This window comes from Microbulbifer sp. CnH-101-G (assembly GCF_052466775.1).
This window is the reverse complement of the sequence record NZ_CP174292.1, coordinates 3566876-3590627: the sequence shown is the minus strand read 5'-3', so window position 1 is coordinate 3590627 and position 23752 is coordinate 3566876. Positions and strand designations below refer to the sequence as shown.

Genomic DNA, 23752 nt, shown 5'->3' with positions numbered 1-23752 from the left:
TTGGGCGCTGTGACGTTATTTTGGGTGTAATCTTTGAGAAATGAATTTGCTGAATTGGTGAAGTACCTTTATGTGTCTAATCTGCATTCTTAAGTCGCTATTTTCTTTGTCATATGGGGTCCACTTTTGCTGGACTCATAAATTTGTGACGCTTTTATACTTTTAACCATGGGGTATAAGCGCTATTTCTAAGGGTCTTTCCAGGAATTCTGCTAGATAAAATCTCTCAAACCCTAAGAAGTTGTTGATTCAGCTTATAAAGACCAGCTAGGTGTTATAGCTGTTTATATAGAAGACAGTGTGTCCTTGAGAGTTTTATTACATGAATAATTGGAGTAGAGCATGAAAGCGCCTTTAAATCGTTCAAAAAACACAGATTGGCCAGAGCTTCACTTTCAAGATTGGTCAGATACAGCAGCGACATTACATCTGTGGACACAGATTATTGGAAAGATTCGTTTGGTTCAGTCACCTTGGACTAATCATTCCTGGCATGTGCCGTTTTATGTTACCGCAAGAGGGTTGAATAGCTCTCTTATTCCTTATGGAGGAAGGGCTTTTTCAGTTGAATTTGATCTTCTTGACCATCAATTAATAATATTGATTAGCGACGGTGGAAAACAGAAGATACCTTTAAGGCCAATGTGCGTTGCAGACTTTTATATGAAAGTCATGAGTGTAATGAAAGATTTTGGCCTTTCTGTTGATATTTATACCACGCCAAGTGAAATTGCCAATGGGACTCCTTTCGAAGAGGATATGGGGCACTGCCAATATAATTCTGAATTTGTCACACGTTTCTGGCAAGCATTAGTCCAAATAGATAGGGTTTTCAAAGAGTTCCGCTCTCGCTTTATAGGAAAGTGTAGTCCTGTACATTTTTTTTGGGGGAGTTTTGACTTAGCGGTTACGCGATTTTCTGGCCGAGAGGCGCCTCTGCATCCCGGTGGAGTACCAAACTTCCCTGATTGGGTTGCACAAGAGGCATACTCTCATGAAGTCAGTAGTGCCGGATTTTGGCCGGGTGGAGGTGGTTTTGAGGATGCGGCATTTTATTCTTACGCCTATCCTGCACCTGAGAAATTTGCAGATAAACAGGTTAAACCGAATGCGGCTTTTTATTCCAAGGCGTTGGCTGAGTTTGTCCTTCCCTATGCTGAGGTTAGGAGATCTATCTCTCCAGATGAAACACTAATGACTTTTTTGCAGAGTACCTATGAAGCTGCTGCGAACACTGGTGAGTGGGATCGGGCCGCTCTAGAGAAACAGCTGCCTAGAAGCTAAAAAGAAGCCGTTATAGTAGGAGATTCTTAAGTTAGAGGTGATTAACGTTCATTTTGAGAGCATGAATACCACACTGGTAATAGTGTGGTATTCAAGGGTGTGAATTTGTGAATTGAAGTGGCTTTTTTCAATCCCTAGTTGTATATAAGCTGCAGGAAAACCCTAGAGATAGTCGTTAATATCCCAGGCTTGGCGTTGAAGGTCAGTGGCAAGTAGAGTTTTCATAATGGCGGTATGGCCAGAGCCTGCAATGACGATTATCTTAGCTCCCGGTTTTGCTTTGGCCTGAATATTGGCATACATGCGGAAGTTTCTATGCCACCAGCTAGCGGAGGCGTCGGCTCCGGCAAAAGCTTCTCCAGCAGCAATATCGTTGTTCATAAGATATAGGTTCATGTTCTGCTGGTCTTCAGTAGGATCGTTATGCAGTTGAAGCATATTTTTTAAAGATAAAGTTTTATGGAGCTCGCCGGTTTCTTTGCTCAACTCTTTAAAAAAGGCGGTGTTACTAGCATTTCTTTCAGGCTCATACTTTTCCATGTATGCCATAAGCGCCTCGCCATTCCAATGTACTTCTCTTTCGTCATGGCATAAAACTGCGTTTAGGCCGGCTTTCTTGGCAATACGAAAGCCCAGTTGTTCATTTTCATTATTTTTTAATTGGTACTTGCCAGCTAGATAAGAGATAAATTCCTCATTAATCTCTCCTTGCTGAGATGGATCGCACTCCAGCATTACATGAGTAGGTGATTGATCGGCTAGTCTACTGGTAAGCTCTTCTAAGTAGTCCTGATTCTCAGGGGTTAACACATCGAGAACTTCTGACTTGACGTAATCCCGCTTAGGATTAGAAAAATGAAAGGTACCAAAAAGCATTATCTGGGCTTTTTCTGATTCATTTTTTACATCTTGATCAGGGTGGCTGTTTACGGCCAAGCTCATGGCACTAAGTATAAAGATGAGGGTGCAAGTAATAAGCTTTTTAATACCTTGCATTATTAAGTTCCTTTTAATATCAGGTCGATTTATTTTCGTTGTATTTAAGTATTTTATTATTTTCTTGGTACAGCTTCTCCACTGATGCTGCCAGTCTCAATATTTAGAGAAATCTCTCGATAATAAGTGTCAGAGTTACCTCTTGGCACTTTCCACACTAAATGGTTAACTGAAAAGCATTGAAATTAGAAATCGCTAAATCCCAAAGGGCTAGTAAAGCGAATACCATTTCAAGCTCTCCCTGTAATGCCCGATTTTTAGTGGGGTCGCAGTTTAGGGGCTTTTTAAGCCCCTCTATTTCTGGCGGGACTAAATACTACCGCGCATTTGGGAAACGGTAGCATTGGCATTACGCATTCTTGCCGCTTGTGCCACTTCCTTATCTACAACGGTCTTACCTATCGGAGATAAAGAAATACCGGCTAGCTTCAGGTGTTGAATGCCAAAGGGAATACCAATGATGGTGATAAAACAGGCAATTGCATGAACCAAATGACCAATTGCGAGCCAGATTCCAGCGAATAGGAACCAGATGATATTGCCTATCAAACCGAATCCACTGGTACCTATGTCCTCATTTAAGGTGAGCTCCTTGCGGGAAATGGCTTCACGCCCAAAGGGAAAGAATGAGAGTTTGCCCATTACAAAACAGGCCCTTCCCCATGGAATCCCGACAATGCTGATAAAGGCAATTAGAGCAAAAAACCACCAACAAAGACCCATAAAGATCCCGCCGAGAATAAACCACAAAAAATTACCCAGGGTGCGCACACCAATCTCCTCTTAAGTTATTGTTGGGAACTGATACAGCTGGTATTCAGGTACCAAGATGAGTGTCTTGCCCAGTTACCCCTAGCCAGCAGTTACTGGAAAGACGATATCAGCTCCCTTTGATAGACCCATACAGCTTTGACGTGGCACGGGGCTTCTTTAGATGCATTAGGGCAAAAATTTTAATAAACCACAATAGCTGATACTAATGAGTCAGCTCCATTGGTTGACTTATTGAGTTGATATTACTGAGAGGAGTGTCCCATACCACTAGGGTTTATCTTTTTGAACTTACGGTATAAGTTCGTTTACCGGCGCATTGATATTAAGTAAACGTTTACACTGATCTTTGCCAAGGACAGGGAGTGAATTATCTAAAAGTCCCATTTGTTTGAGTACGGTGGCTTGATCCCAGTAGATATGTTCCGAGCTGATTTTATCGCCTTCAAAGTCGATTACTGCAACATGGGGAACAGACAGTTTCTTTCCCGTGGCTTCGATGCCTGGAGCGAACCAATCCATACGCAGGGAGTGCGTTAAATGCAGGATAAATTCATCGATAACTCTGCACTTCCCTACTGTACGAGTCAGCAACTCCAGGTTAGCGTCTGCGGGCATCTGCGGAATAAAAATATCCCGATAGAAGCGCCTCAGAGGTTCTTTTCCGGTTGCTCCTGTGTTTACCGGAACATGAATTAATACTGGGTTTTCGGTCATAGTGGCAATGGCGGCATCAGCATCCTTTAGTTCAAACTCGGCAGCTGTGTGGGTTTCCCAGACCGAAACAAGTCGCTCCTCGTGTTCACTCATATCTATCAACGCTCCATAGTTCAAAAGGAGATAGGTACCTATGGCATTAAGATCACCTCAATGGGGCTTAACCCTATATCGACATTAATAAAATGGTCGAGAATAGGATTTTTCTGCCATCGGTATCCACAAGAATATATGCAATATAGATTGAAAAAGTGAGGATATCGAAGCGTCTTAATGTATCTAATGAACGCCATTGAAAATTAGCCAGAGAGGGGGTAGATTCAAGTAAAGCAGGATTTGGTATTTATATTCGGAGGGGAGAAGGGGCGCTTTACAGAGCTTAAAGCTTTTGGCTAGCTTTTAAATTTACTATAAAGCGCGCAATGCCCTTAACCGCGCCAGTAGTTATTGGCGGCAGCTACTGTCTGGAAGTTGATGGCAACTACCTGGGAAGAGGCGATCAAGCTATCTGCATTTTCTTCGTAGGAAGCTCTCAACTTGCCTCTTACTTCGTCCGAAGGTTGGGTGTATTTCACTCCCATTCTGGACAGCTTCATGGCCAGCTCAAAACCCTGTTGAGCATTTTCGGTAATTAAACTTTCTAACCACATGTGTGACATGAACTTCCCTCTCTTGTGTATGAAATCTGTGGTGGGTTAAATATACGCTTTTGACGCTAAAATTGAAGCTCCAGAATGTGAAGCCTTTCAATTTTATTAAGCCAGCACATACTTACTGATATGTTGATTAAATTGGATAAGGTCAAAAGAACCTTTGATTTCAAACTTGACTTCGCCCACTTCACTGAGATAAACCACTATTTCACAATCCAGGTCAAAGGTTCCTGAACTCTCGACAGAAAATGCCTGGATTTTACTGTAGGGCAGTGAGGTATAATCGACCTTGGAACCCGTTATTCCCTGGACATTGGCTGCGATAATCCTCTTGTTAGTAAAAACCACCTGATCCCGAATGGTTTTGAAGCCCGCGAAAATAGCCTCTCCATCAATCAAAAACCTACTGAAGTCATCTCTAGCATCGGAGATCTCAATAGGCTTGAGTTTGAATATGGGTGAACTCTTAAAATCGATCATAACGCTTCCATGTGAATTATTCTTACGCTCACCCATTGTATAGATGATCCGCTTTTTTAATAGTGAAAAATTTCTTGCTTGTTGAGTGGTCAGCTGGATTTTTGACCTTACTAACAAATCAGGAAAGCCGCAGTCCTCACCTTGGGCTGCTAGTCTCTACACACTTTAAGTTTCTGTATTTTTTTCTGGAGCTAGTTTTTAATCACTAAAGCCTGTAAAAACAGCTGCACAGCCGGGTGCTCCGCTGCGCTCCTTTTAAAAGTTGCCGCATTCTGGATTCGGTAGTGAAAGCGTTCGGCCATTAGTGGCATTAGCTTGCCAGTTTCCACATATTTTTGTGCGAGGTAATCAGGCAGAAATCCAACAAAGCAGCCGGACAGAATCATCGAGAGCCGCGCGGCCATATGATTGGCGGTGGATCGTTTTGGGAAGAGACGGTATAGATGCGCTGCGCCGGACAGCACGGCGTGACTGGGTGCGGCCAGCTCCTGCTGAGTAAGTAATTCCTCGCTGACCTGGTCGGCCTGGGCACAGGGGTGTTGGGCGCCACAATAGAGCGTGGACTGGTGCTGAAACAGCGGCTGGTATTCCAGGCCTGGCCGGCGTGAGTGCAGGGGGTTGATACCGACATCAGCGCGGCCGGCGAGTATTTCCAGTTCCAGTTCCTGCGGAGCGGCAAGTTGTACTTCCAGGTGTAGCTGGGGAGCCTGCTGGCGCAGATGGGCAATAGTTGCCGGCAGGTCGAGCTGTGGTATCTCCAGCACATCGTCGGGCATCACCAGACGCAGGGTCCCGGTAAGGTGAGACTGAATGGCATTCACCTGGCTTTTAAAGGCTTCCAGGTGGCCATCCAATTCGAGAATGGCCTGGTAAAGGGATTCTCCCTCAGGCGTCAGTTTAAAGTCGGCACGGCCGCGGGAGCGCAGGCACAGCTGCATACCCAGCCGGGTTTCCAGGTCCGAGATATGTACGCTAATGGTGGAGCGGCCAATATTGAGTGCCACCTCGGCAGGGGCTAGGCCGCCAGCGCGCACTACCTCACGAAAAACCCGCAGCAAACGCAAGTCTATGTCACTGAGGCGCCCTCCTAAGGCGCTTTTTGTTTTGCCCATTTACCAACTTACCCCGTGTTTTCTGAGTTTGTTTGCCGTAGCGTATCCACTGCCTACGGAGGGAGGGCTGGGTGGTCAAAGCCACTTCACGCTTAAGTTTGATAAATATAAACTTTAGTTCGAGAAATACTACTATTCTCCCCGGGCTGCTGCGGCCAGAATCGCCGCAATACCATTAATAACACTAAATTATCAGGAGTTTTCTGGTGAAACTGGCGAATCCAAACCTGTTGAAGTCTCAGAACTATATCAATGGAGAGTGGCGGGATGCCGCGGGCACTGCAGAGGTGCGCGATCCGGCCAATGGCGAAGTACTGGGCTTAGTGGCCGATGGTTCAGCGGCGGATGCAGAGGCGGCGGTAGCCGCAGCCAGCGCGGCTTTCCCGGAGTGGAGCCGCCGCACTGCCGGTGAACGTGCCGCCATTCTCAAGCGCTGGTACCAGCTGATTGTGGACAATAGTGATGATTTGGCGCGTATTCTCACTTTGGAGCAGGGCAAGCCGCTGGCGGAAGCCAAGGGCGAAATCATCTACGGCGCTTCTTTTATCGAGTGGTTCGCCGAGGAGTGCCGCCGTGCCTACGGCCAGACGATTCCCACTCACAATCCGGCAATGCGTTTGAGCACCATCCGTCAGCCGGTGGGTGTGGTGACCTGCATTACCCCGTGGAATTTCCCCAACGCCATGATCACCCGCAAGGCGGCACCGGCGCTGGCAGCCGGCTGCACCGTGGTGATCAAGCCAGCGCTGGAGACCCCGCTGTCCGCATTGGCGCTGTGCCAGCTGGCAGAAGAGGCCGGACTGCCCAAGGGCACCATCAATGTGGTGACCGGCAGCGATTCACCGGGCATCGGCAAGGTACTGACCCAGGACCCGCGCGTGGCCAAGTTTACCTTTACCGGCTCCACCGCCGTGGGCAAGCTGCTGATGGCTCAGTGCGCCAGCACCGTGAAGAAGATGTCCATGGAACTGGGCGGCAACGCGCCTTTTATCGTATTCGACGATGCGGATATGGAGACGGCGGTACAGGCCTGCGTCGCGACCAAGTTCCGCAACGCCGGCCAGGTGTGTGTGGCCACCAATCGCATTTATGTGCACGAGTCGGTGCACGATGAGTTTGTGGAAAAGCTGCGTGCCGAAGTGGCCGCATTGAAAATTGGCCATGGCACCGAAGAGGGTGTCAGCATGGGGCCGATGATTTATCGCCGCGCGGTGGATCGGGTACAGGACCTGGTACAGGATGCGGTAGAAGCCGGGGCGAAAATCGAGATTGGCGGTGAGCAGCTGCCCAATGGAGAAAACTATTTTGCGCCCACCCTGCTGACTGGTGTTACGGATGCTATGCGGGTGGCTCAGGAGGAGAACTTTGGTCCCATCGCCGCGGTACAGAAGTTTACCGATGAAGCCGATGTGATCCGCCGTGCCAACGACACCCCCTACGGTTTGGCCGCCTATGTGATGAGTGAGAATATTCGCCGCGCGAACCGAGTGGTGGAAGCGCTGGAATACGGCATGATCGCCTGTAACACCGGGGTTTTCTCTACCACCGTAGCGCCCTTTGGCGGCAACAAAGAATCCGGCATTGGCCGCGAGGGCGGTGTCGAAGGTATGGCCGAATTCTACGAGACCAAATACTGCTGCTTCGGAGCCTGATTTTTCGTTTCGAACGGCAGTGCTGCGCGCTTGTCTGAGAGCACAAGCGCCTGAACAAATTCGCGGGAGTCGCAGACTCCCCTTTGCAAATATTTTGAAGTTTCAGGGAACTTGCGGAGATACAGTTTATGTCTGAAATGCCAACTAACGCTTTCTGGATGCCCTTTACCCCCAACCGCACCTTTAAATCCGCCCCGCGGATTGTGGAGAGCGCCGAGGGTATTTACCTCACCGAAAAAGGTGGTCGCCAGATTATCGATGCCACCGCCGGCCTCTGGTGCAGCAATGCCGGTCACGGCCGCACAGAAATTGCCGAAGCGATTTATCACCAGGCGAAAACCCTGGACTACAGCTCCATCTTCAATTTTGGTCACGAGTTGGGCTTTGAATACTCCGAGCGCTTGGTGAAGCACACTCCCGATGGCCTGGATCATGTATTTTTCGGTAACTCCGGTTCCGAGGCCGTAGAGACCGCGCTGAAAATTGCTCTGCAATACCAGCGTGCGCGTGGCAAGGGCACTCGCACTATGTTTATCGGCCGTGAGAAGGGCTATCACGGCGTGAACTTCGGCGGTATTTCTGTGGGCGGTATCGCCCCCAATTACCAGGGCTTTGGCCAGCCGGTGAAAGCTAATCATATGCGTCACACTCTGGATATCGAGCGCAACGCCTTTAGTCGCGGCTTGCCGGAGCACGGTGTGGAATTGGCGGAAGATCTGGAGCGCCTGGTGGCCTTCCACGGTGCCGATCAAATTGCTGCGGTAATCGTTGAGCCGTTTGCTGGTGCCGGTGGTGTGGTACTGCCACCGAAGGGCTACCTGAAGCGCCTGCGTGAGATCTGTGATAAGCACGATCTGCTGCTGATTTTTGATGAAGTGATTTCCGGCTGGGGCCGTACCGGTTCCGCCTTTGCCTCCATCGAGTTCGATGTCACTCCAGATATGATTACCTCTGCCAAGGGTATTACCAATGCGGCAGTGCCCTTGAGTGCGGTGTTTGTAAAAGACGAAATCCATAACACTGTTATGAATGCAGCCGCCGAAGGTATGGTGGAATTTTTCCACGGCTATACCTATTCCGCACACCCGGTGGCCTGTGCCGCGGGTATGGCGACTCTGGATATTTACGAGCGCGAGGGCCTGCTCACCCGTGCTTCCGGTGAGATCGGCCAACACTGGGAGAACGCCCTGCACAGCCTGGCGGACCTGGACAATGTGATCGATGTGCGCAACTACGGCTTGGTTGGTGCTATCGAGCTGCGCGCCCCTGAAAACCTCAAAGGCAAGTTCGGTGGCAAGGCTTCCGGGATGGCTTGGGAGGCCGGTGTCATGGCGCGTGGAATCGGCGATGCCCTGTGTATGTCTCCACCGCTGATTATCGAAAAGCACGAAATCGATGCGATTGTGGATAAGCTGCGCGGCGTGATCAGCGAGCTGGCTTAATCCGTACCCTCTGCCGGCAGCTTTATAGCTGCCGGTACCCTCTCTATTTTTTCACTTTGATTTTTTCTGTTTCTCTCGCCGTTATTTTTACTTGTCGTTAGCCGTTAATAGTCCCGCGAACTTTTCCAAGCCCTACACCTTGAGCCCATACACAACCTCGCTCTTTAACTTTCTTACTCTCCAGGTTTTTGCGCTTTCTGCGTCTTTTTGTCGGTTACGGCTACACTGGAATTAGCGGCCTGCGGCGCGATCACAGTCTTTGCAGAGTCGACTATTTGGTCGCGCTCGTGGGCCGCCTCTCCCGTAATTTGTTGTTTATCCTGGGAAAATACTTACTGAGCTGGAAGTCTGCCCAATCTGGCGCTTAACTTAATGGAGATCTGTAACTCGGGGACTGCTTATGTCCACTGATATCTCCTCCCTCCCCACCGGCCCTATATTGAAGGTGCTCTCCGCCAACTGGTGGCTGCTGTTATTGCGCGGCGTAATTGCGGTGATCTTTGGTGTGCTGACATTTATTTGGCCGGGGCTGTCACTGCTCACCCTGGTTTTTCTCTTTGGTATCTATGCCCTGCTCGATGGTATTTTTTCTCTGGTCGCAGCGGTTATGGGGCGTCATGCGAGCACGCCTCTATGGTGGCTGATCGTGTCTGGCCTGATCAGCCTGGCCGCGGGTATCGTGACTTTTATGTTTCCCCAGGTAACCGCGCTGGTACTGGTGATTTTTATCGGCGCCTGGGCTTTTGTGCGGGGAATTTTTGAGATTGTCGGGGCGATCCGACTGCGCAAGGAAATTGACAACGAGTGGTTGTTGATCGCGATTGGTGTGCTCTCGGTAATTTTTGGCCTGGCAATATTGGTGAGCCCCGGAGCGGGCGCCCTGGCACTGGTGTGGGTGATCGGGGCTTATGCCATTATCTTTGGACTTCCTATGATCTGGTTGGCGTTTCGCCTGCGCAAACACAATAACGGTGAGACCTAAAGGCGGAGCTTGCAGAAAGAGGCCAGTGCAATACCAAAGTATCTGCACTGGTTATTGGCAGAGAGGTTTTGAGCGTGCAGGGTAAGAAAATATTCTTACCCTGCACGACAGAGAGAAAAAATAACGGTTTTATTGTTTTGCCAGGTCCACCGACTTTGGCAGAGCTTCCATCAGCGACTGACCTTTTTCCTGCAGTGCCATACACAAATGAATGCGCTCTTCGGTCTGCGCCAGGCTGCGCTGGTAGCCGGGTGTCAGCTTGCCGTGCTGGGCGAACAGCTGCTGCAATTCATCTAAGCGCTTTTCATCGCAGAAGGCGCTGGCGAATGCGGGCGTATGGCGGCGGATCTGTGCCGGAATTTTATCCACGACTTGCACAAAGTTATCCCGCAGCCAGGCCCAGTGTTGCTCCTGCAACAGGGGTTGCGCCAGGGCATAGCGGATTAGGGCAAAAGACTCACGCGGACCCATCTGTTCGCTGAGTGCTAACTTCTGGATAGTCTCTATTTGCTTGGGGCTATTACTGCTGCCGATGGCGTTGGCACTGGCGTTTTCAAAACGGGGATCATCCAGCTCGGTGCGCACTTTAATCAGGTGTGTGAGGAAACCCTGACCGGCATCCTGGATAGCCACGGTCAGTGCAGCTTCGTAAAGATCGGAATTCAATGCCTGGGGATCGCGCCCGGTTTTATAGCCGGTAAAAGCAATCGCCTTCTCCATTAATTGCTTGCGTGTATCCGGGTCTTCCGCCACCAGTGCCATAAAACCGAGCAGGGCGCTGTGCAGCATTTGCTGGTCGGCATCTTCGCTGCTCGCACTATTGCTCAAGAGCGGCAGGTACAGGTTCTGGGCAAAGTTTAGGAAGGCCAAGCGCTGGGCATCGTTTAGATAATTATTGCGGTACTTGCGCAGGTAACTCAGGGGCATGGCAATTACCTGGCGCTTGTCTGCCTTGGCAGATTGGCGCACGACATCGAGTAACCGAGGAGCGGATAGTTTACCGGCTTCGAAGGCGGCGAAGGCGCTGTCGATAATCGAGAGTTGCTCGGTAGGGGTGAACTGGGTAAAGCGCTCGGTAAGGGCCTGCCACTGGGGCTCCGGCAGGTTCCAGCGATAGTAGCCACTGCCCTGGGCGTTGGGCATTACCCAGCTGGGGCAACTGCTTGAAGCAATCTCCAGGGTTTCCTCTTTAGCCATCAGAATCTGGCACTGCTGTGCGCCGCTATCGCTGCTAAAGCAAAAGGGGATGCTCCACTGCTGGCCAGTTGCGGCAATAGGAGAGCCGAGGGGCTTATAGCGGCTCTGGGTGATATGCAGTTTGGTCTGGGCCGGATCGCTGCAGTCCAGGGCCAGCTCCAGTTGCGGCACACCTTTTTGTTCGACAAAGCTGCGGAAAGTTTCCGTTAATTCCGGGGTATTGGTTTCCTCGCCGATCACTTTGTAGAAAGAGGGGGAGTCCGCTTCACCGCCGCTAAAGGCTTCCAGGTAGCGCCCCAGGGCCGGGCGGAAGCGCTCGGCACCGAAATAGTTATCCACCATATTGATGACGCCCAGACTCTTGGAATAGGTGATGGAGTCGTAGGCGTTGCGGATATTGTTGTTGTCGCTCACCGGCTCGCGAATGGCGCGGGTGCTGGCGAGGGAGTCCAGTTGCATGGCGCCGATGGCGTAAGTGGCGGCGTTCAGGTCGTGGCCGCCTTCGGGCTCCATGATACGCAGCGCCAACGGCTCACCCCAGGTGGCGAAGCCCTCTTTTAGCCAAAGGTCGTCCCACCAGGGCGGGGTTACCTGGTTGCCAAACCACATATGAGCGATTTCATGGGCGTGTACTTCCACCAAAGCCAGGCGCGCGCCGGGTGCGGGGTTATCGCCCACCAGGATGCGTTGCTCGCGATAGGTAATGGCCGCAGACAGCTCGGTGGCACCACTGGGCCACTGGGGGGCGGCGATAATATCCAGTTTTTTGAAGGGGTAGGGGCGCTGTAATTGATTCTCGAAGGTCTCCACCATTTTGGGGGTGATATCGAGAATGTAATTCATATCACCACCGCGGCCCTGACGCGCAAAACCGCGTAAAGGGATCGGCTCACTGCGATACTTGCTCGGCGGAATAGCTGCGCGCTCAACCACATCGAAGGGACCCACCGATAAAGACAACAGATAAGTGGACATGGGCGGAGTGGTGGCAAAAGTCACTTCTTCCATGCCGCCCGGCACGGCCTCGCGTTTTAGTTCCGGCCCATTGCTGATGGCGGCGTAGCCTTCGGGCACGGTGAGGCTGATGGAGAATGGCGCCTTGAGGCCGGGTTCGTCGAAGCCCGGCAGGTATTTACGCGCTTGGATGGACTCAGATTTGGCCAGGGCATAGGCATTGCCCTGCTCTTCCACTTTGAACAGACCGGCTAGGTTGCGATCAAAATCGGCTGCGTAATCCAGCTGCAGGGTGAAACTGCCGGCCGGCAGCGTTTCGTCAAACTCGACCATGGCGACGCCGCTGTCGAGGACCTCGCGGTAGCTGGCTTGCACCTCACGCCCGTCTGCCAGTTGCACAGTGGCTTTGCTAACCGACAGGTTCTTGCCGTGCAACCAGATATGGTTGCTGGCCTGGGTCATCTGAATGTCGATAGCGACACGGCCATTGAAAGTATCTTTGCGAGGATCGAGGGTCAGATCCAGGCGATAGGCGCTGGGCTCTACACCCTGGGGGAGTTTGCCCTCAGGGGCTTCTCTGATATCCAGGGCCGCCATTTGCGTGCTGGATTCCTGGTCGATCTTCTGCGGGGCCTTTTCCGCCGGGTTACACCCGGCGACTGCTACTGATAACAGCGCCGCGCTCAGCAGGGCGAGCGGTATCTTCTTGTTCATAGAGCGATGGGGTACTTGGCCAAAAAAAGGCCATTGTACCGCTTTGACGGAAAATTACGTGGGTCTGTGAGGCCAAGGGAAGGGGGAGATGAGCTCGATGGGAAGGCCACGCCCGGCACCAGGGCCGGGCGTGGAGTTGCTGGGAAAATTTACAGGTGCGGCACGGTCAAGCTGGAAACCTTGCTGCTGCTGTAGGGCACTTCGATGGTGTAGTTGGTGTCTTGTGGCTTTTTGTAGATAGGGCCCTGGGTGTCTATGGCCATAACCACACGGTGGCCTGCGGGAACGTCGTAGCTTGTGGTGAACAGCTCAAGGGCGATTTTCTGCTTCTTGCCGGGCTCATCAGTACGCACAGTAATAGGTGCGTGGGTGATCAGGCGGCCGAGTCCAAACATGTTGACGTCGTACAGATGAACATTCAGCTGTACTTCCCTCTTGCTGGGCTCAATCCACATTTCAAGCTTGGGCGCACCGCGAATCTGCAGAGTGTCAGACTGCCTTGGCGATTTGTACTCGATGGCATAATAGCCATTGATGGCCATCATCGGTGCGTACACCGGAATGCCGAAACCCTCTAAGGCATCGGAAACCAATGGAATGCCGGTACCAGCAAAGGTATCCCAGCCTCCGTGGAACTCATTGCTCCAGCTCCAGCCATCGTATTTGCCAGTCTCCATGCCCCCGCTGTTAAACATGGTAAAGCGCGGTTGCAGATACCAGGTAGTGCTCTCCTCAGTCACGGGGTAGTCATCGTAGTGCTCCAGTTTGTTGCTGATGCGCACGGTCATATCCACCTTGGGTTCGCGGTCAATGCCGTTGTCCTCTCCCTTCAGGTGGTGGTCAAACCAGCGGAAACTGGTAGACCAGATATGCCCATCGTTTCCAGAGAGGGTTTCGGTGATGGCATGGGTGCCGGGGTTTAGCAGGAGCTTTTTCGGTCCCTCGAGTAGGGAGTAAAAGTCGGTCATGCTATTGGGTTTAAACAAATAATCTGCGAAATTATTCGAGACCAATACCGCGGTGCCATTTTCATTCAGCTGATCTATATAACTGATCGCCGAGCGTTTGGCTCCAAATTCGATCACCTGTGCCAGGTTCTGCCCGCTGCGCAGATCGCTCCACACTTGCTCCAATTCGGCTTCTTTGTCGAAGGCGGTGGTGACAAGTAAGCTGCCCCAGACCAGGTTAACCGTCTCGTTGGGGTAGAGCGCTTCTACTACATCCGCCCAACCAGATAGAGCGGCCACCGCATCGATACGGGGGTCTTGTGCGGCACTGAGCAAAGAGATTCCACCGCCGTAGGAAATACCGGCCATACCCAGCTTACCCACAGAGTAATTGGTTTCGAGCCAGTCGATCAGCACACCCACATCGGCAATGCTGTTTTCCCCGGCTACGTCTACCAGGCCATCCGAATGGCCGAAGCCGCGGGTGGAATAGCTCAATACCAAGTAGCCATTTTCCGCCAGTTCTTTAGCTTGGAAGTGATACTGGCGCTTCTCCAGGCCCCAGCTGTTCGTGAAGATGACAGTGGGGTAACCCCCTGCCGGTGCCGGTGTTTCCGGGATAAACAGGTTGGCATCAAGTACTGTTCCATCGAAGGAGGTGATATCCAGATCGGAGATATATTCCGGTGCCGACCAGGCATGGGCTGACATCATGGCGCTGCCAAGCAGTGCCAGTAGTGGTGCAGTTTTCATTTTTTTCTCTCATCAAAGTAAATTATTTTTATATTTTTTGACCCTGTGTAACACATTGGTCAACTGCGCAATATATAGAAGCCGGCCGCTTATTTGTATGCTGTTTCGGTAAAAAATGAGACGTTTGTCTCGTTACGCGTCTCGTCATTTATCCCTGTTAATCCAGCCCAATTTTTTACGCTTATTTGTCTAATGAGTCAGATAAAAACAACCTGAAAAGTTCATTTCTTATTCATATTGCTCTTTTTTTGATCAGCAAAAACCGTTAGTGTGTGGCCTCTACGATTTGGCCATGGAGGGCTTCGGCAACAATGACTCGGTGGCCTGAACTATGGTTTCTCGCTCAGCTGTTTTCTTAGTACTTTTTTTCGGTTTTTTACTTTCTGCCAATGCCGCCCCCCGCTATCTCGGCGAGGAGATCTGGTATCAGGTAGACAGCAAGAACTTCCAGGTTATTACCGATGGTGATCCCAATGCGGTAAAAACCCTAGTGGCCGACCTGGAGCGCTATCGCGCCGTAGCCATAGAGCTGTTGGAAGTTGATCCCAATGTTCCCAAGCTCACGATTTATGCAGCCGGAGACCGCGATACCTATGCGGGCCTGGTTGGGGCCGAACTGGCCGATATGACTAACGGCCTGTTCGATACCTCAGCCGAGGGTAGCTATGCCCTGGTGAATCTGGATGGTCGCAGTGTTAAAAAGCAGCTCAAGGCCCGTGAATTTCTCTTTCACGAATACACCCACTTCCTCAGCTATAACGGCAACACCACCCATTTTCCCTATTGGTACAGCGAGGGCTTTGCCGAATTTATGGCGACCATGTCCTTTCCTGAAAAGGGTCGCTATGAGTTAGGTGAAATACCCCAGGAACGCGCCAAGACATTGATGTACGCAGGGCTGATGCCTCTCGACCGCTTGCTTCGTGCAACGGTGTACGACACCGACCCCGAAGAGAAAGCGGATGTGTATGCCAGCGGTTGGCTGCTGTCCCACTGGCTGATGATGGAGGGCGACAAGGCAGAGGAATTTAAGCAGTTTGTTAAAGACTACAACGATGGTGCCGATCCGGTGAAATCACTGGAAAAAGCTCTGGGCATGTCGGTGAAGGAACTGGAAAAAGCGTATGTCGCCGCATTCGACTCGGGAGAGTATGAGGTGGTCAGTGGCGTCATTCCCCCTGAGTTTAAGGAAGTAACTCCCCAGGTGAAGCGCCTGCACAAACGTGAGGCCGTTAATGTATTGGCGAACTTTATTGCCCAGTCCGGTTATAACCTGCAGGCGCTCGACGACCTGATTACCTATTCCTACCACACAGGGATATACAGCACTGAACTGGCTGCCATTAAGGCGAGTGCGGATTTGCGTGTAGGGAATTTCCCCCAGGCCAGTCACTTGCTCGCCAGTGTGCCGAAAAAAGATCGCCAACAACCCTGGTACTTGAATGCCCACGCCTGGCTAACGGTTAATCAACAGGCCACGGTACCTAACGACGCCCGCGATTTACGCAGCCTGAAAAGGGCCCGTGAGGAATTCGATTACCTGGTGAAGAGGGAACCGCAGAATGCCTCTCACTGGTTTGGATTGGCCATGGCCATGGAAATGCTGGGTTACCCCCGAGAAGAATATCTAGCCAAACTGGAGGAGGCCTATAGCCGCGCACCTCGAGAGCTGCATATTGCCCAATGGCTGGCAGAAGAGTTGTACCAGCAGAAAAATGCGGAATACTTTGCACGGGTGGCAAAGCCGCTGATGTTCGAACTCCCGGATGAGGAGCAGAACCGAGAAATAAAAATGAGATTGGCGGAGCTACAGGGCAAACCTAAATCCAGCTAATAACCATAAGACGCTCGCAAAATAACAGAGGGGCTGTCACTTGCTGTAAGAGACAACCCATAGTCGCCAACGTATATTTGCCCGGCAATTTCCTTGCCGGGCTTTTTTATTGGTGGCGCGGAAAACTGGTACGATTTATTTATACTGCGATCTAGGGCCTGTTAATCACTGACAATGAAAAAGATGACTCGCTATCGCTAGTATTGAAACCTGGTAAATGTTCGTCATTCGAGGAAAAGAGTATTAAAAGTCTCATAGACTAGTGCTGCACGACTTGTGCATACCGATTAAGACCGGCGGCGGTAATTCTTTATGCCGCATTAACCTGATCCATAATTATTATGCAGGTTGATAACAATAAAAATTCGCTGAAAAAGGTTGAATTGTGCAAAAAATATTAATTACGGTAGCTTTTCTATTCGTTTCTCTTATTTTTTCGGTCAGTTGTGAAAAGCGCGTCTCGCAGCAGGGGGAACCCGTGGAGGCACTCTCAGAAAATACTGAAGAGACTAAAAGCGCTTTCGTAAACTACCTAGAGCGCGGAGACTTTCCCGCATTACAAGAGCGCGGCATATTGCGCTTACTCGCGCCGAGAGGCCCTGAAGAGGATGCCCTGCCGCGTGGCGGCTTGCCGCAGGGGGAGTGGCGGCAGCTCGCCGAGAAGTTTGCCTTCAGCCGCAACCTGAGGCCTCAGTGGGTGTATGTGGAGAACTTTGCGGCTCTGATTCCCGCCTTGAGAGAAGGTCGTGGCGATGTCATTGCGACTAACTTTTCCCGCACGCCCAATCGCCGCAGCCAAGTCGCGTTCACACGGCCACTGCAAGCCGTCAACGAATTACTGATCACTCTGCGGGATATGGATAAGCCACTACAAGAAGTGGCGGTGCGCCGCGGTAGTGCCTATGCCGAAACTCTCAGAGAGGATACCGAGCAGGCTTATAACGTGACTCTGCTGGATGGGGCTGTAGCCAACAGTACGCTTTTAGCTGCTGTTGCCGCAGGGGAGTATCAGGCTACCGTCATGGATAGTAATTTGGCCGATGCGCTCCTACCCAATTACCCACAGCTCACAGCCAGCGATCAGTTGGAGTCCAGTAGAGATATCGCCTGGGCAGTGCGCCTTAATGCCACCGAGTTGAGGCGGGAGCTCAACGAATTCCTGACGGCTGAATTGGTATTAGCCGGGCAAAACTCCAGTAAACCCGTCAGGGGTTGGGAAGAAATTTTAGAGGGCGGCACACTGCGTGTGCTCACCCGCAACCATCCAGCCTCCTATTTTATCTGGCGTGGGGAGTTGATGGGCTTCGACTATGACCTGCTAAAAAAATTCGCCCGGGATCATAAGCTTCGCCTCAGTATGGTAGTGCCCGATGCGGATATGGATTTGATTGATGCTCTGCAGGCAGGTATGGGCGATATGATCGCTGCTTCTCTGACCGTTACCGAAACACGTCGGCAACAGGGATTGGTTTTTACACGGCCCTATCTCCAGGTGACTGAACAGGTGATTGCCCCGAGTACAGATGTTTCCCTGCAAGGGGATGTCCCCTTAGAGCAAATGCTGTCGGGCAAAATGGTGGCTGTTAATCCACAGACCAGCTACCACGAAAGCCTTGCAGAAATGATTACGCTACAGCGGGAGCGGGAGCGGGGAGTTGCTCCCATTCAGATATCCGAGCAGCCAGGCGCTACCACCGAGTATTTGATTGATGCCGTTGCCCAGGGAATATTTCCCTATACCGTTGCAGATTCCCACCTGGTGGCGATCGAAAGCACTTATCGTGATGACTTTAGGGTAGTGGCGGAGTTGCCCAATACTAGAGATATAGCTTGGGCTGTGCGTACGGACCAAAGCCGCCTGCTGGAACAATTAAATAATTTTTTGAATAAACACGATCGCGATCTTTTTTTTAATGTCACTTACAACAAATACTTCAAGGAAAAAAAACATATTCTTCGTCATCAGGAAAACCGCCTGCGCAACAGTGATGCCCTTTCTCCCTATGATCCTATAGTGCATCAATACACGGATAAAACCGATCGAGACTGGCGTATGGTAGTTGCGCAGATGTATCAGGAGAGCCAGTTCAACCCTCGCGCTCGCTCCTTTTCTGGAGCCCAGGGCCTGATGCAGGTGCTGCCACGCACAGCCGGCCAACTGGGGATAGAAAATCTCTATGAACCTGAAAACAGCATTCGTGCGGGGGTAGCCTATCTCGGTTGGCTGGACCAACGATTCCCCCATAATATTTCCCTGGAACAAAAAATATACTTTACCCTGGCTGCCTATAATGCAGGACACGGCCATGTTCAAGACGCCAGGGTCCTTGCTCGACAGCTGGGGCTGGACCCTAATCAGTGGTTTGGCCATGTGGAGCAGGCCATGCTGCTGTTATCCAAGCCGGAATATTACCGAAAAAGCCGTTTTGGCTACGTACGAGGACGCGAACCGGTTAAGTATGTGCGAGAGATTCGGGATCGATATATTGGTTATCTTGGTGTTGAGCGTAATGGATATCTTCAGAATGTGGAATGATATTGACCGTTTTCGATCGTTTAGACCCCAGCTACTATCGTCTTAATTGCCAATTTCGAAACCTCAATGAATAAGGCTATAAATTATTCCGGTGAACAGGCAGAGATAAGCCATGAAATTTGGTTACATTAGCGTCTATAGGGCTTTAACTGTCGGTCAAAAGAGAGGGCTCTCTTTTGACCATGCCCTAAAATCATTTTGGCAGCTTAGGAGTTATGGCTTCCAGTTCAATTTTATAAAAGATGCGAGGGTCTCTTGTGGGCCGACTTTGGCTGCGCCTCCCATAATATAAATTGTATCTTCAATAGTCACAGCACCATGCCCATGGCGGGCCGTTGGAAGATCGCTCTCTTTGTTCCATTGATCACTAATGGGGTTGTATACCCAGACTGCGTTAAATGCAGTTCCTGTTTTCCAATAACCATTGGGACCAAAGGCTTCACCACCGGTTACTATAATCTTTCCATTTAGCGGTGCAGCTGAAAGCCCAGCGAGCGCTTGTGGTAATGGTCGTATTTTTTCCCATTTATCAAGGCTGGGATCATAAACTTCCCCATAGGTTAAGTTTCTTGCCCTTTTAGTTGTATTGCCAGCCTGGCGTCCACCAATAACATAAATCCTGTTGCACATTGTTGTTCCGGCTGCAGAATTTCTGTTGATCGTTGCTGGGGCGGCAACTTCCCAATCAGTATTGTCAGTTAAAATAAAATGATTATTTGAGTCAATATTTCTTTGTTGGCTATTGGGTGTTTTCCCGCCGATAACATGGATACCTTTTGATGAATTGCTATAGATACCCTCGGCAATCGGGATAGGGAGAGAGGGGGCAGAAGTCCAGTCGTTATCATTTTTACTGAGCTTATAAACGGTAGACTTAGCTTGCCAGGCATTACTTTTTTGTCCATGAAAGCCACCAATACCATACAGGTATTTAGAGTTCGCTGCCATCCCCAGATGGTGTGTAGCTTTCGGAAGGGTTGGGCCGCTTCTCCAGGTATGAGTTTTTGGTGAAAATATATGGGTGCTGTCTGTAGGTGCGAGACCATAAAAAGTAGGCGTAGAGGATGGAATAAAGCCTCCGGAGATGTAAATCTCTCCGGCAAAAACTGAGGGGTATATTTCCTGTATTGGTGTTTCAAGACTCGGCAGGTCTGTGAAAATTATATTCTGTTTATTTCTTTGTGTCTCAGCTCTGCTGCCAGTTCCACCCAGTAGTAGAGGTGACAAACCAGTAAGCTTTAAGAAACTTCTTCTTGAGTAGCATATTTTATTGTAGGTTTTCATTGCTTAGATAATATTTTGTATTGACAGTAATTTAGAGTTTCTTTGTAAAGAATAGGCTGTGTGGGTCTTCACTATAGTTGGCAAATGGCCTGCATGGTTCAAAGCCATATTGCTGGTAAAGTGCAATTGCTGGAGCAAAATGTTTACTGCTGCCGGTTTCTAATTTTACTTCTCGGTAGTTCCTCTTTTGGGCTTCATCCAGTATCGCTTTTAGCACGGCTTTAGCGATTCCCTTGCGCAGGAAGCCCTGGCTGGTTTTCATGGATTTTATCTCTCCTAGAACAGGGGATATTTCCTTGAGAGCCCCACAGCCTGCTAGAACGCCATTGACCCGCGCGCTCCAGAAAGTGATTATGGGATCAATTAATTTTTCTGGTTTTAAGGCGTGTACGCTTTCTGGAGGGGAATGCAGATACATTTGTTCTAAGTGGGACTTCAGTAGCTCAATAATAGCGCCATCTGAAAGATTATCTTTTTGAACCACTATGCTCATGGAGGAAAGTCTTTTATTGCAAGCATTATTAATAGATATATTAACTAATTATTGCTGGCAATTTATAGTTTTTTTTCTTGGGGGGTGTATTGATACAAGAAAAGGGGCCGTTGGGCCCCTTTGGCCAGTCTTAGCTGTTGATGCTCTTCATAGCTACATAAACACTTAGGTGATTAGGCTATGTTTGATTTGTCGAGTGTGAGCTCACCCCTTTTTCTGATCGAGCATAGCTTGCCCCATTTTTGTACAGCGCTCGCTGGTATAGCGATGGTTCTTTAATGCTTTCACCAGCATGGGTTTGAGCTGTTGTTTTTTTTCAAGTGCATCGCTAATTTGTTGGGCGCCCTCTTTTGAGCACATTAGGGGGAATATACGGGTGTAGGTGCTAATCAGTTCGGGAGAATCCTCATTATTAATTTTATCTAATTCGGAAAAAATGCGCTCGCTATTACTATAAAATAGCGGAAGTTGTTCATCGGTAAATAGGTTTGAAGTGGCCTTGCGAAGTTCACTTAATTTGAATTCGTCCCGATTGTGGATAAGGTTCTGAAGCCACTTTTCCTTAACTTCGGGCAGGGGCCTGATCGCCTCTGCCGCTATGGCATTGAGTTTGGCTCTATCTGAGTGATCTTTTCTCAACTCTTGAGTAATCGCTTGTTCATAATCGGCAAAGAGGTAGCGATTCTGCAGGCGTATTAATTCCCAGCGCATATCGGGATCGAGTTTCAAGCCATCAATCTCGTGTTCGCCCACCAATAATTGTTTTGCGTTATTCAGAGCTACCTTTGAGTGGGCCACTTCGGTAAAGAGTTCAAAGCAGGTCTTTTGCTGATCACTAGTAGGTGAAGCTTGTTGTAACTGCTGCCAAGCAAATTCTTCTATGGCTTTTAGCAGATTTTCACGGCGCTGGTCATCAATAGGTATCTGATTGAGATAACTATAAACATAGCTTAAATAGCGGCTATTGAGACGGATAGCATTGATATCCTGCTCGGCGGCCCCGTTACTAATTACAAAACTAATATATTCATCCAGTGGTAACTTTGCATCGTAGGCGCTGTCAAACAGGCTTTGCCACAACATTAAGCGGGCAAAAGGTTGCTCAATCGCATTAATATGCTGAGCCATATTCTTTAGTGTCACCGAATCCAGATTCACTTTTACAAAGGCCCAGTCACTCTCGTTAGGATAGAGAATTTGTGGGCAGGGTAGGCCTTGGGCATCTTCTACTCTAGTTGTTGCGCCTCTATAAAGTACCGGTAGGGTGGCGTAGCGCTTCATACCTTCCCCATCCATACGGTAGAAACCAAGCTGAGTGCGTTGTTCCCGTAGAGTAGGGTATTCTTCCGACGCAGTCTGTGTGAGGGTGAGGTTGGTAATTCGATCGTCGTCACACTGGAAGCTTGCCTCAATAGTGTTAAGGCCAGCTTGATAAAGCCATTGTTGTTGCCAGGTCTCAAGATTAACACCGGCTGCTTTACCCAAGTGGCTTATAAAATCATCGAGTGTTGAGTTTTGGAAAGAGAGTTCTTTCAGGTAACGGCTAACGCCCTTACGAAATTCCTCTTTACCCAGATAGTAGGGTAACTGTTTCAGTACCGAGCCACCTTTACCGTAGGTGATACCATCAAAATTGGTAAAAGCTTCGTCAGTATTTTCCACCGGTAGCTGAATAGCGTGTGTGGTGGGCCTTTGATCGGAGTAGTAGGCCCACTGTTTAGTGCCAAGATAAAAATTTTCCCAGGTGTTGGTAAACTCACTATTTTCAGCCAAAGATAAGTTAGCCATATAGGTAGCGAAACTTTCATTCAGCCAAAGACCATCCCACCAGTCCATGGTAACCAAGTTGCCAAACCATTGGTGTGCCAGCTCGTGGGCAATGACATTGGCCAAGCGCATTCGCTGAGCCTGGGTTTTTTCCCCGCGGGATACGTAGGAGTCATTAAAAGTGACTGACCCCACATTTTCCATGGCACCTGCATTGTAGTCAGGTACCAAAATTTGGTCGTATTTTTTGAAGGGGTAGTCTATTTCAAAATATGGCTGGAAAAATTCAAAAGACTGTTTTGTAAATGTAAACCAATCTTCGGTTTTTACATAGTCGGCCAGACTCTGGCGGGCCATCAGCCGTAGAGGAACACCATCTGCATTATCTTCCCATATATGGAAGGGGCCTGCATGGAGGGAGAATATATAGGAGGAAAATCTTTGCGATTGCGGAAAGAACCAGTGTTTCTTTTCTTCCTGTTTCTCCACTCTGCTTTCCCGTTCTGCACTGATGACTACCCAATCTTTGGGGGCCATAACATCTAGGGTATAGCGAGCTTTTAAGTTTGGTTGATCAAAATGTGGGAAAAGGCGGTTGGCATCATAGGGCTGAAAGTCGGTATACATATAGACTTTACCATCCTTCGGATCTTCGAAGCGATGTAATCCAGAGCCATTATTGGAATAGGGATGCTGGTAGTTAATGCTAATCACGTGCTGCCGGTTTGGCAGGTGTTGTGAGGCAACAGCGATAAAGTAGCCATTATATTTGAAAGGTGTTTCTTTACCGTCCACTGTTAATGATTTGACGGTGCCGCCGGCAAAATCCATGGTAAGCGGTTGCTGCAGAATTTTTTCGAACTGGATATCGGCGTGTACGGTGCCAGTAAAACTCTCACTGGTGCTATCCAGGTTGACACTCAGGCGATAATCAACTTGTGCGATTTGTTGTTTTCGCAGCCTGGCATATTCTTCGGAGAGTCCCGATGTCTCGGCTCTTTGGGGAATTGCAATAGTATCGCCTTGAGACTGAAAAGAGCTGGGTTCCTGGTAACAGGCGGCTAGCATGACCGTGCATAGTAGTGCGCAGGCAAGCTTTGGAGTGGTTCGTTCACTGATTTTAATCATTGCATTCTCACATTTATTTATTACTTTTTTCGGTGTAACTATTCTGATTTTTTTAA

The 23752-nt window shown here is 49.6% G+C and carries 17 protein-coding genes; 6 read left to right on the top strand and 11 right to left on the bottom strand.

Annotation, left to right across the window (positions count from 1 at the left end):
• Positions 1 to 342: 342 nt before the first annotated feature.
• The gene (locus ACJJID_RS15835; RefSeq protein WP_444920309.1) at positions 343 to 1284 is read left to right on the top strand and encodes a DUF5996 family protein; all 942 of its coding nucleotides are present in this window, start codon (positions 343 to 345) and stop codon (positions 1282 to 1284) included.
• 162 nt (positions 1285 to 1446) lie between these two features.
• Here ACJJID_RS15835 and ACJJID_RS15830 read toward each other — a convergent pair whose 3' ends face one another.
• The 6 genes from ACJJID_RS15830 to ACJJID_RS15805 form a co-directional block, all read right to left on the bottom strand.
• Positions 1447 to 2280 carry a DUF5694 domain-containing protein gene (locus ACJJID_RS15830; RefSeq protein WP_444920308.1) on the bottom strand — a complete coding sequence of 278 codons (834 nt, stop codon included), beginning with the start codon at positions 2278 to 2280 and terminating at the stop codon, positions 1447 to 1449.
• 309 nt (positions 2281 to 2589) lie between these two features.
• Positions 2590 to 3051: a YccF domain-containing protein gene (locus ACJJID_RS15825; protein WP_152455429.1), complete on the bottom strand. Its 462-nt coding sequence runs from the start codon at positions 3049 to 3051 to the stop codon at positions 2590 to 2592.
• A 291-nt stretch (positions 3052 to 3342) separates the two neighbouring features.
• The gene (locus tag ACJJID_RS15820) at positions 3343 to 3861 is read right to left on the bottom strand and encodes a nuclear transport factor 2 family protein (RefSeq protein ID WP_152455427.1); all 519 of its coding nucleotides are present in this window, start codon (positions 3859 to 3861) and stop codon (positions 3343 to 3345) included.
• Between the two features lie 335 nt (positions 3862 to 4196).
• Entirely contained in the window at positions 4197 to 4427 is a 231-nt protein-coding gene (locus tag ACJJID_RS15815; protein WP_152455425.1) for a hexameric tyrosine-coordinated heme protein, read from the bottom strand.
• Between the two features lie 96 nt (positions 4428 to 4523).
• The gene (locus tag ACJJID_RS15810) at positions 4524 to 4901 is read right to left on the bottom strand and encodes a PH domain-containing protein (RefSeq protein WP_444920307.1); all 378 of its coding nucleotides are present in this window, start codon (positions 4899 to 4901) and stop codon (positions 4524 to 4526) included.
• A gap of 191 nt (positions 4902 to 5092) precedes the next feature.
• On the bottom strand, positions 5093 to 6013 hold the full coding sequence (locus ACJJID_RS15805; RefSeq protein ID WP_444920306.1) for a LysR family transcriptional regulator: 921 nt from the start codon (positions 6011 to 6013) through the stop codon (positions 5093 to 5095).
• Between the two features lie 206 nt (positions 6014 to 6219).
• On the opposite strand from ACJJID_RS15805, the gene ACJJID_RS15800 reads away from it, so the two are divergent.
• The 3 genes from ACJJID_RS15800 (at position 6220) to ACJJID_RS15790 (ending at position 10089) form a co-directional block, all read left to right on the top strand.
• Positions 6220 to 7665, top strand: a complete 1446-nt coding sequence (locus ACJJID_RS15800; protein WP_152455419.1) for an NAD-dependent succinate-semialdehyde dehydrogenase — start codon at positions 6220 to 6222, stop codon at positions 7663 to 7665.
• 128 nt (positions 7666 to 7793) lie between these two features.
• Positions 7794 to 9107, top strand: a complete 1314-nt coding sequence (locus tag ACJJID_RS15795) for an aspartate aminotransferase family protein (RefSeq protein ID WP_444920305.1) — start codon at positions 7794 to 7796, stop codon at positions 9105 to 9107.
• Between the two features lie 400 nt (positions 9108 to 9507).
• Positions 9508 to 10089 carry an HdeD family acid-resistance protein gene (locus ACJJID_RS15790; protein ID WP_444920304.1) on the top strand — a complete coding sequence of 194 codons (582 nt, stop codon included), beginning with the start codon at positions 9508 to 9510 and terminating at the stop codon, positions 10087 to 10089.
• Between the two features lie 129 nt (positions 10090 to 10218).
• Here ACJJID_RS15790 and ACJJID_RS15785 read toward each other — a convergent pair whose 3' ends face one another.
• Complete coding sequence (locus ACJJID_RS15785; RefSeq protein ID WP_444920303.1) at positions 10219 to 12954, bottom strand: M1 family aminopeptidase; 2736 nt, start codon at positions 12952 to 12954, stop codon at positions 10219 to 10221.
• 149 nt (positions 12955 to 13103) lie between these two features.
• Positions 13104 to 14654: a CocE/NonD family hydrolase gene (locus ACJJID_RS15780; protein ID WP_444920302.1), complete on the bottom strand. Its 1551-nt coding sequence runs from the start codon at positions 14652 to 14654 to the stop codon at positions 13104 to 13106.
• Between the two features lie 331 nt (positions 14655 to 14985).
• Between ACJJID_RS15780 and ACJJID_RS15775 the strand changes: the two genes are divergently transcribed.
• Together ACJJID_RS15775 and ACJJID_RS15770 are read left to right on the top strand one after the other, a co-directional pair.
• Complete coding sequence (locus ACJJID_RS15775) at positions 14986 to 16488, top strand: hypothetical protein (protein WP_444920301.1); 1503 nt, start codon at positions 14986 to 14988, stop codon at positions 16486 to 16488.
• A 478-nt stretch (positions 16489 to 16966) separates the two neighbouring features.
• Positions 16967 to 19024, top strand: a complete 2058-nt coding sequence (locus ACJJID_RS15770; RefSeq protein ID WP_444920300.1) for a transporter substrate-binding domain-containing protein — start codon at positions 16967 to 16969, stop codon at positions 19022 to 19024.
• Between the two features lie 213 nt (positions 19025 to 19237).
• Here ACJJID_RS15770 and ACJJID_RS15765 read toward each other — a convergent pair whose 3' ends face one another.
• The 3 genes from ACJJID_RS15765 to pepN all read right to left on the bottom strand — a co-directional run bounded on the left by ACJJID_RS15765 (position 19238) and on the right by pepN (position 23696).
• Positions 19238 to 20308: a Kelch repeat-containing protein gene (locus ACJJID_RS15765; RefSeq protein WP_444920299.1), complete on the bottom strand. Its 1071-nt coding sequence runs from the start codon at positions 20306 to 20308 to the stop codon at positions 19238 to 19240.
• 31 nt (positions 20309 to 20339) lie between these two features.
• Positions 20340 to 20801: a GNAT family N-acetyltransferase gene (locus ACJJID_RS15760; RefSeq protein ID WP_444920298.1), complete on the bottom strand. Its 462-nt coding sequence runs from the start codon at positions 20799 to 20801 to the stop codon at positions 20340 to 20342.
• Positions 20802 to 21005: 204 nt separating this feature from the next.
• Positions 21006 to 23696 (bottom strand): aminopeptidase N, encoded by a 2691-nt coding sequence (gene pepN / locus ACJJID_RS15755; protein WP_444920297.1) that lies wholly within the window; start codon positions 23694 to 23696, stop codon positions 21006 to 21008.
• Between the last annotated feature and the right edge of the window lie 56 nt (positions 23697 to 23752).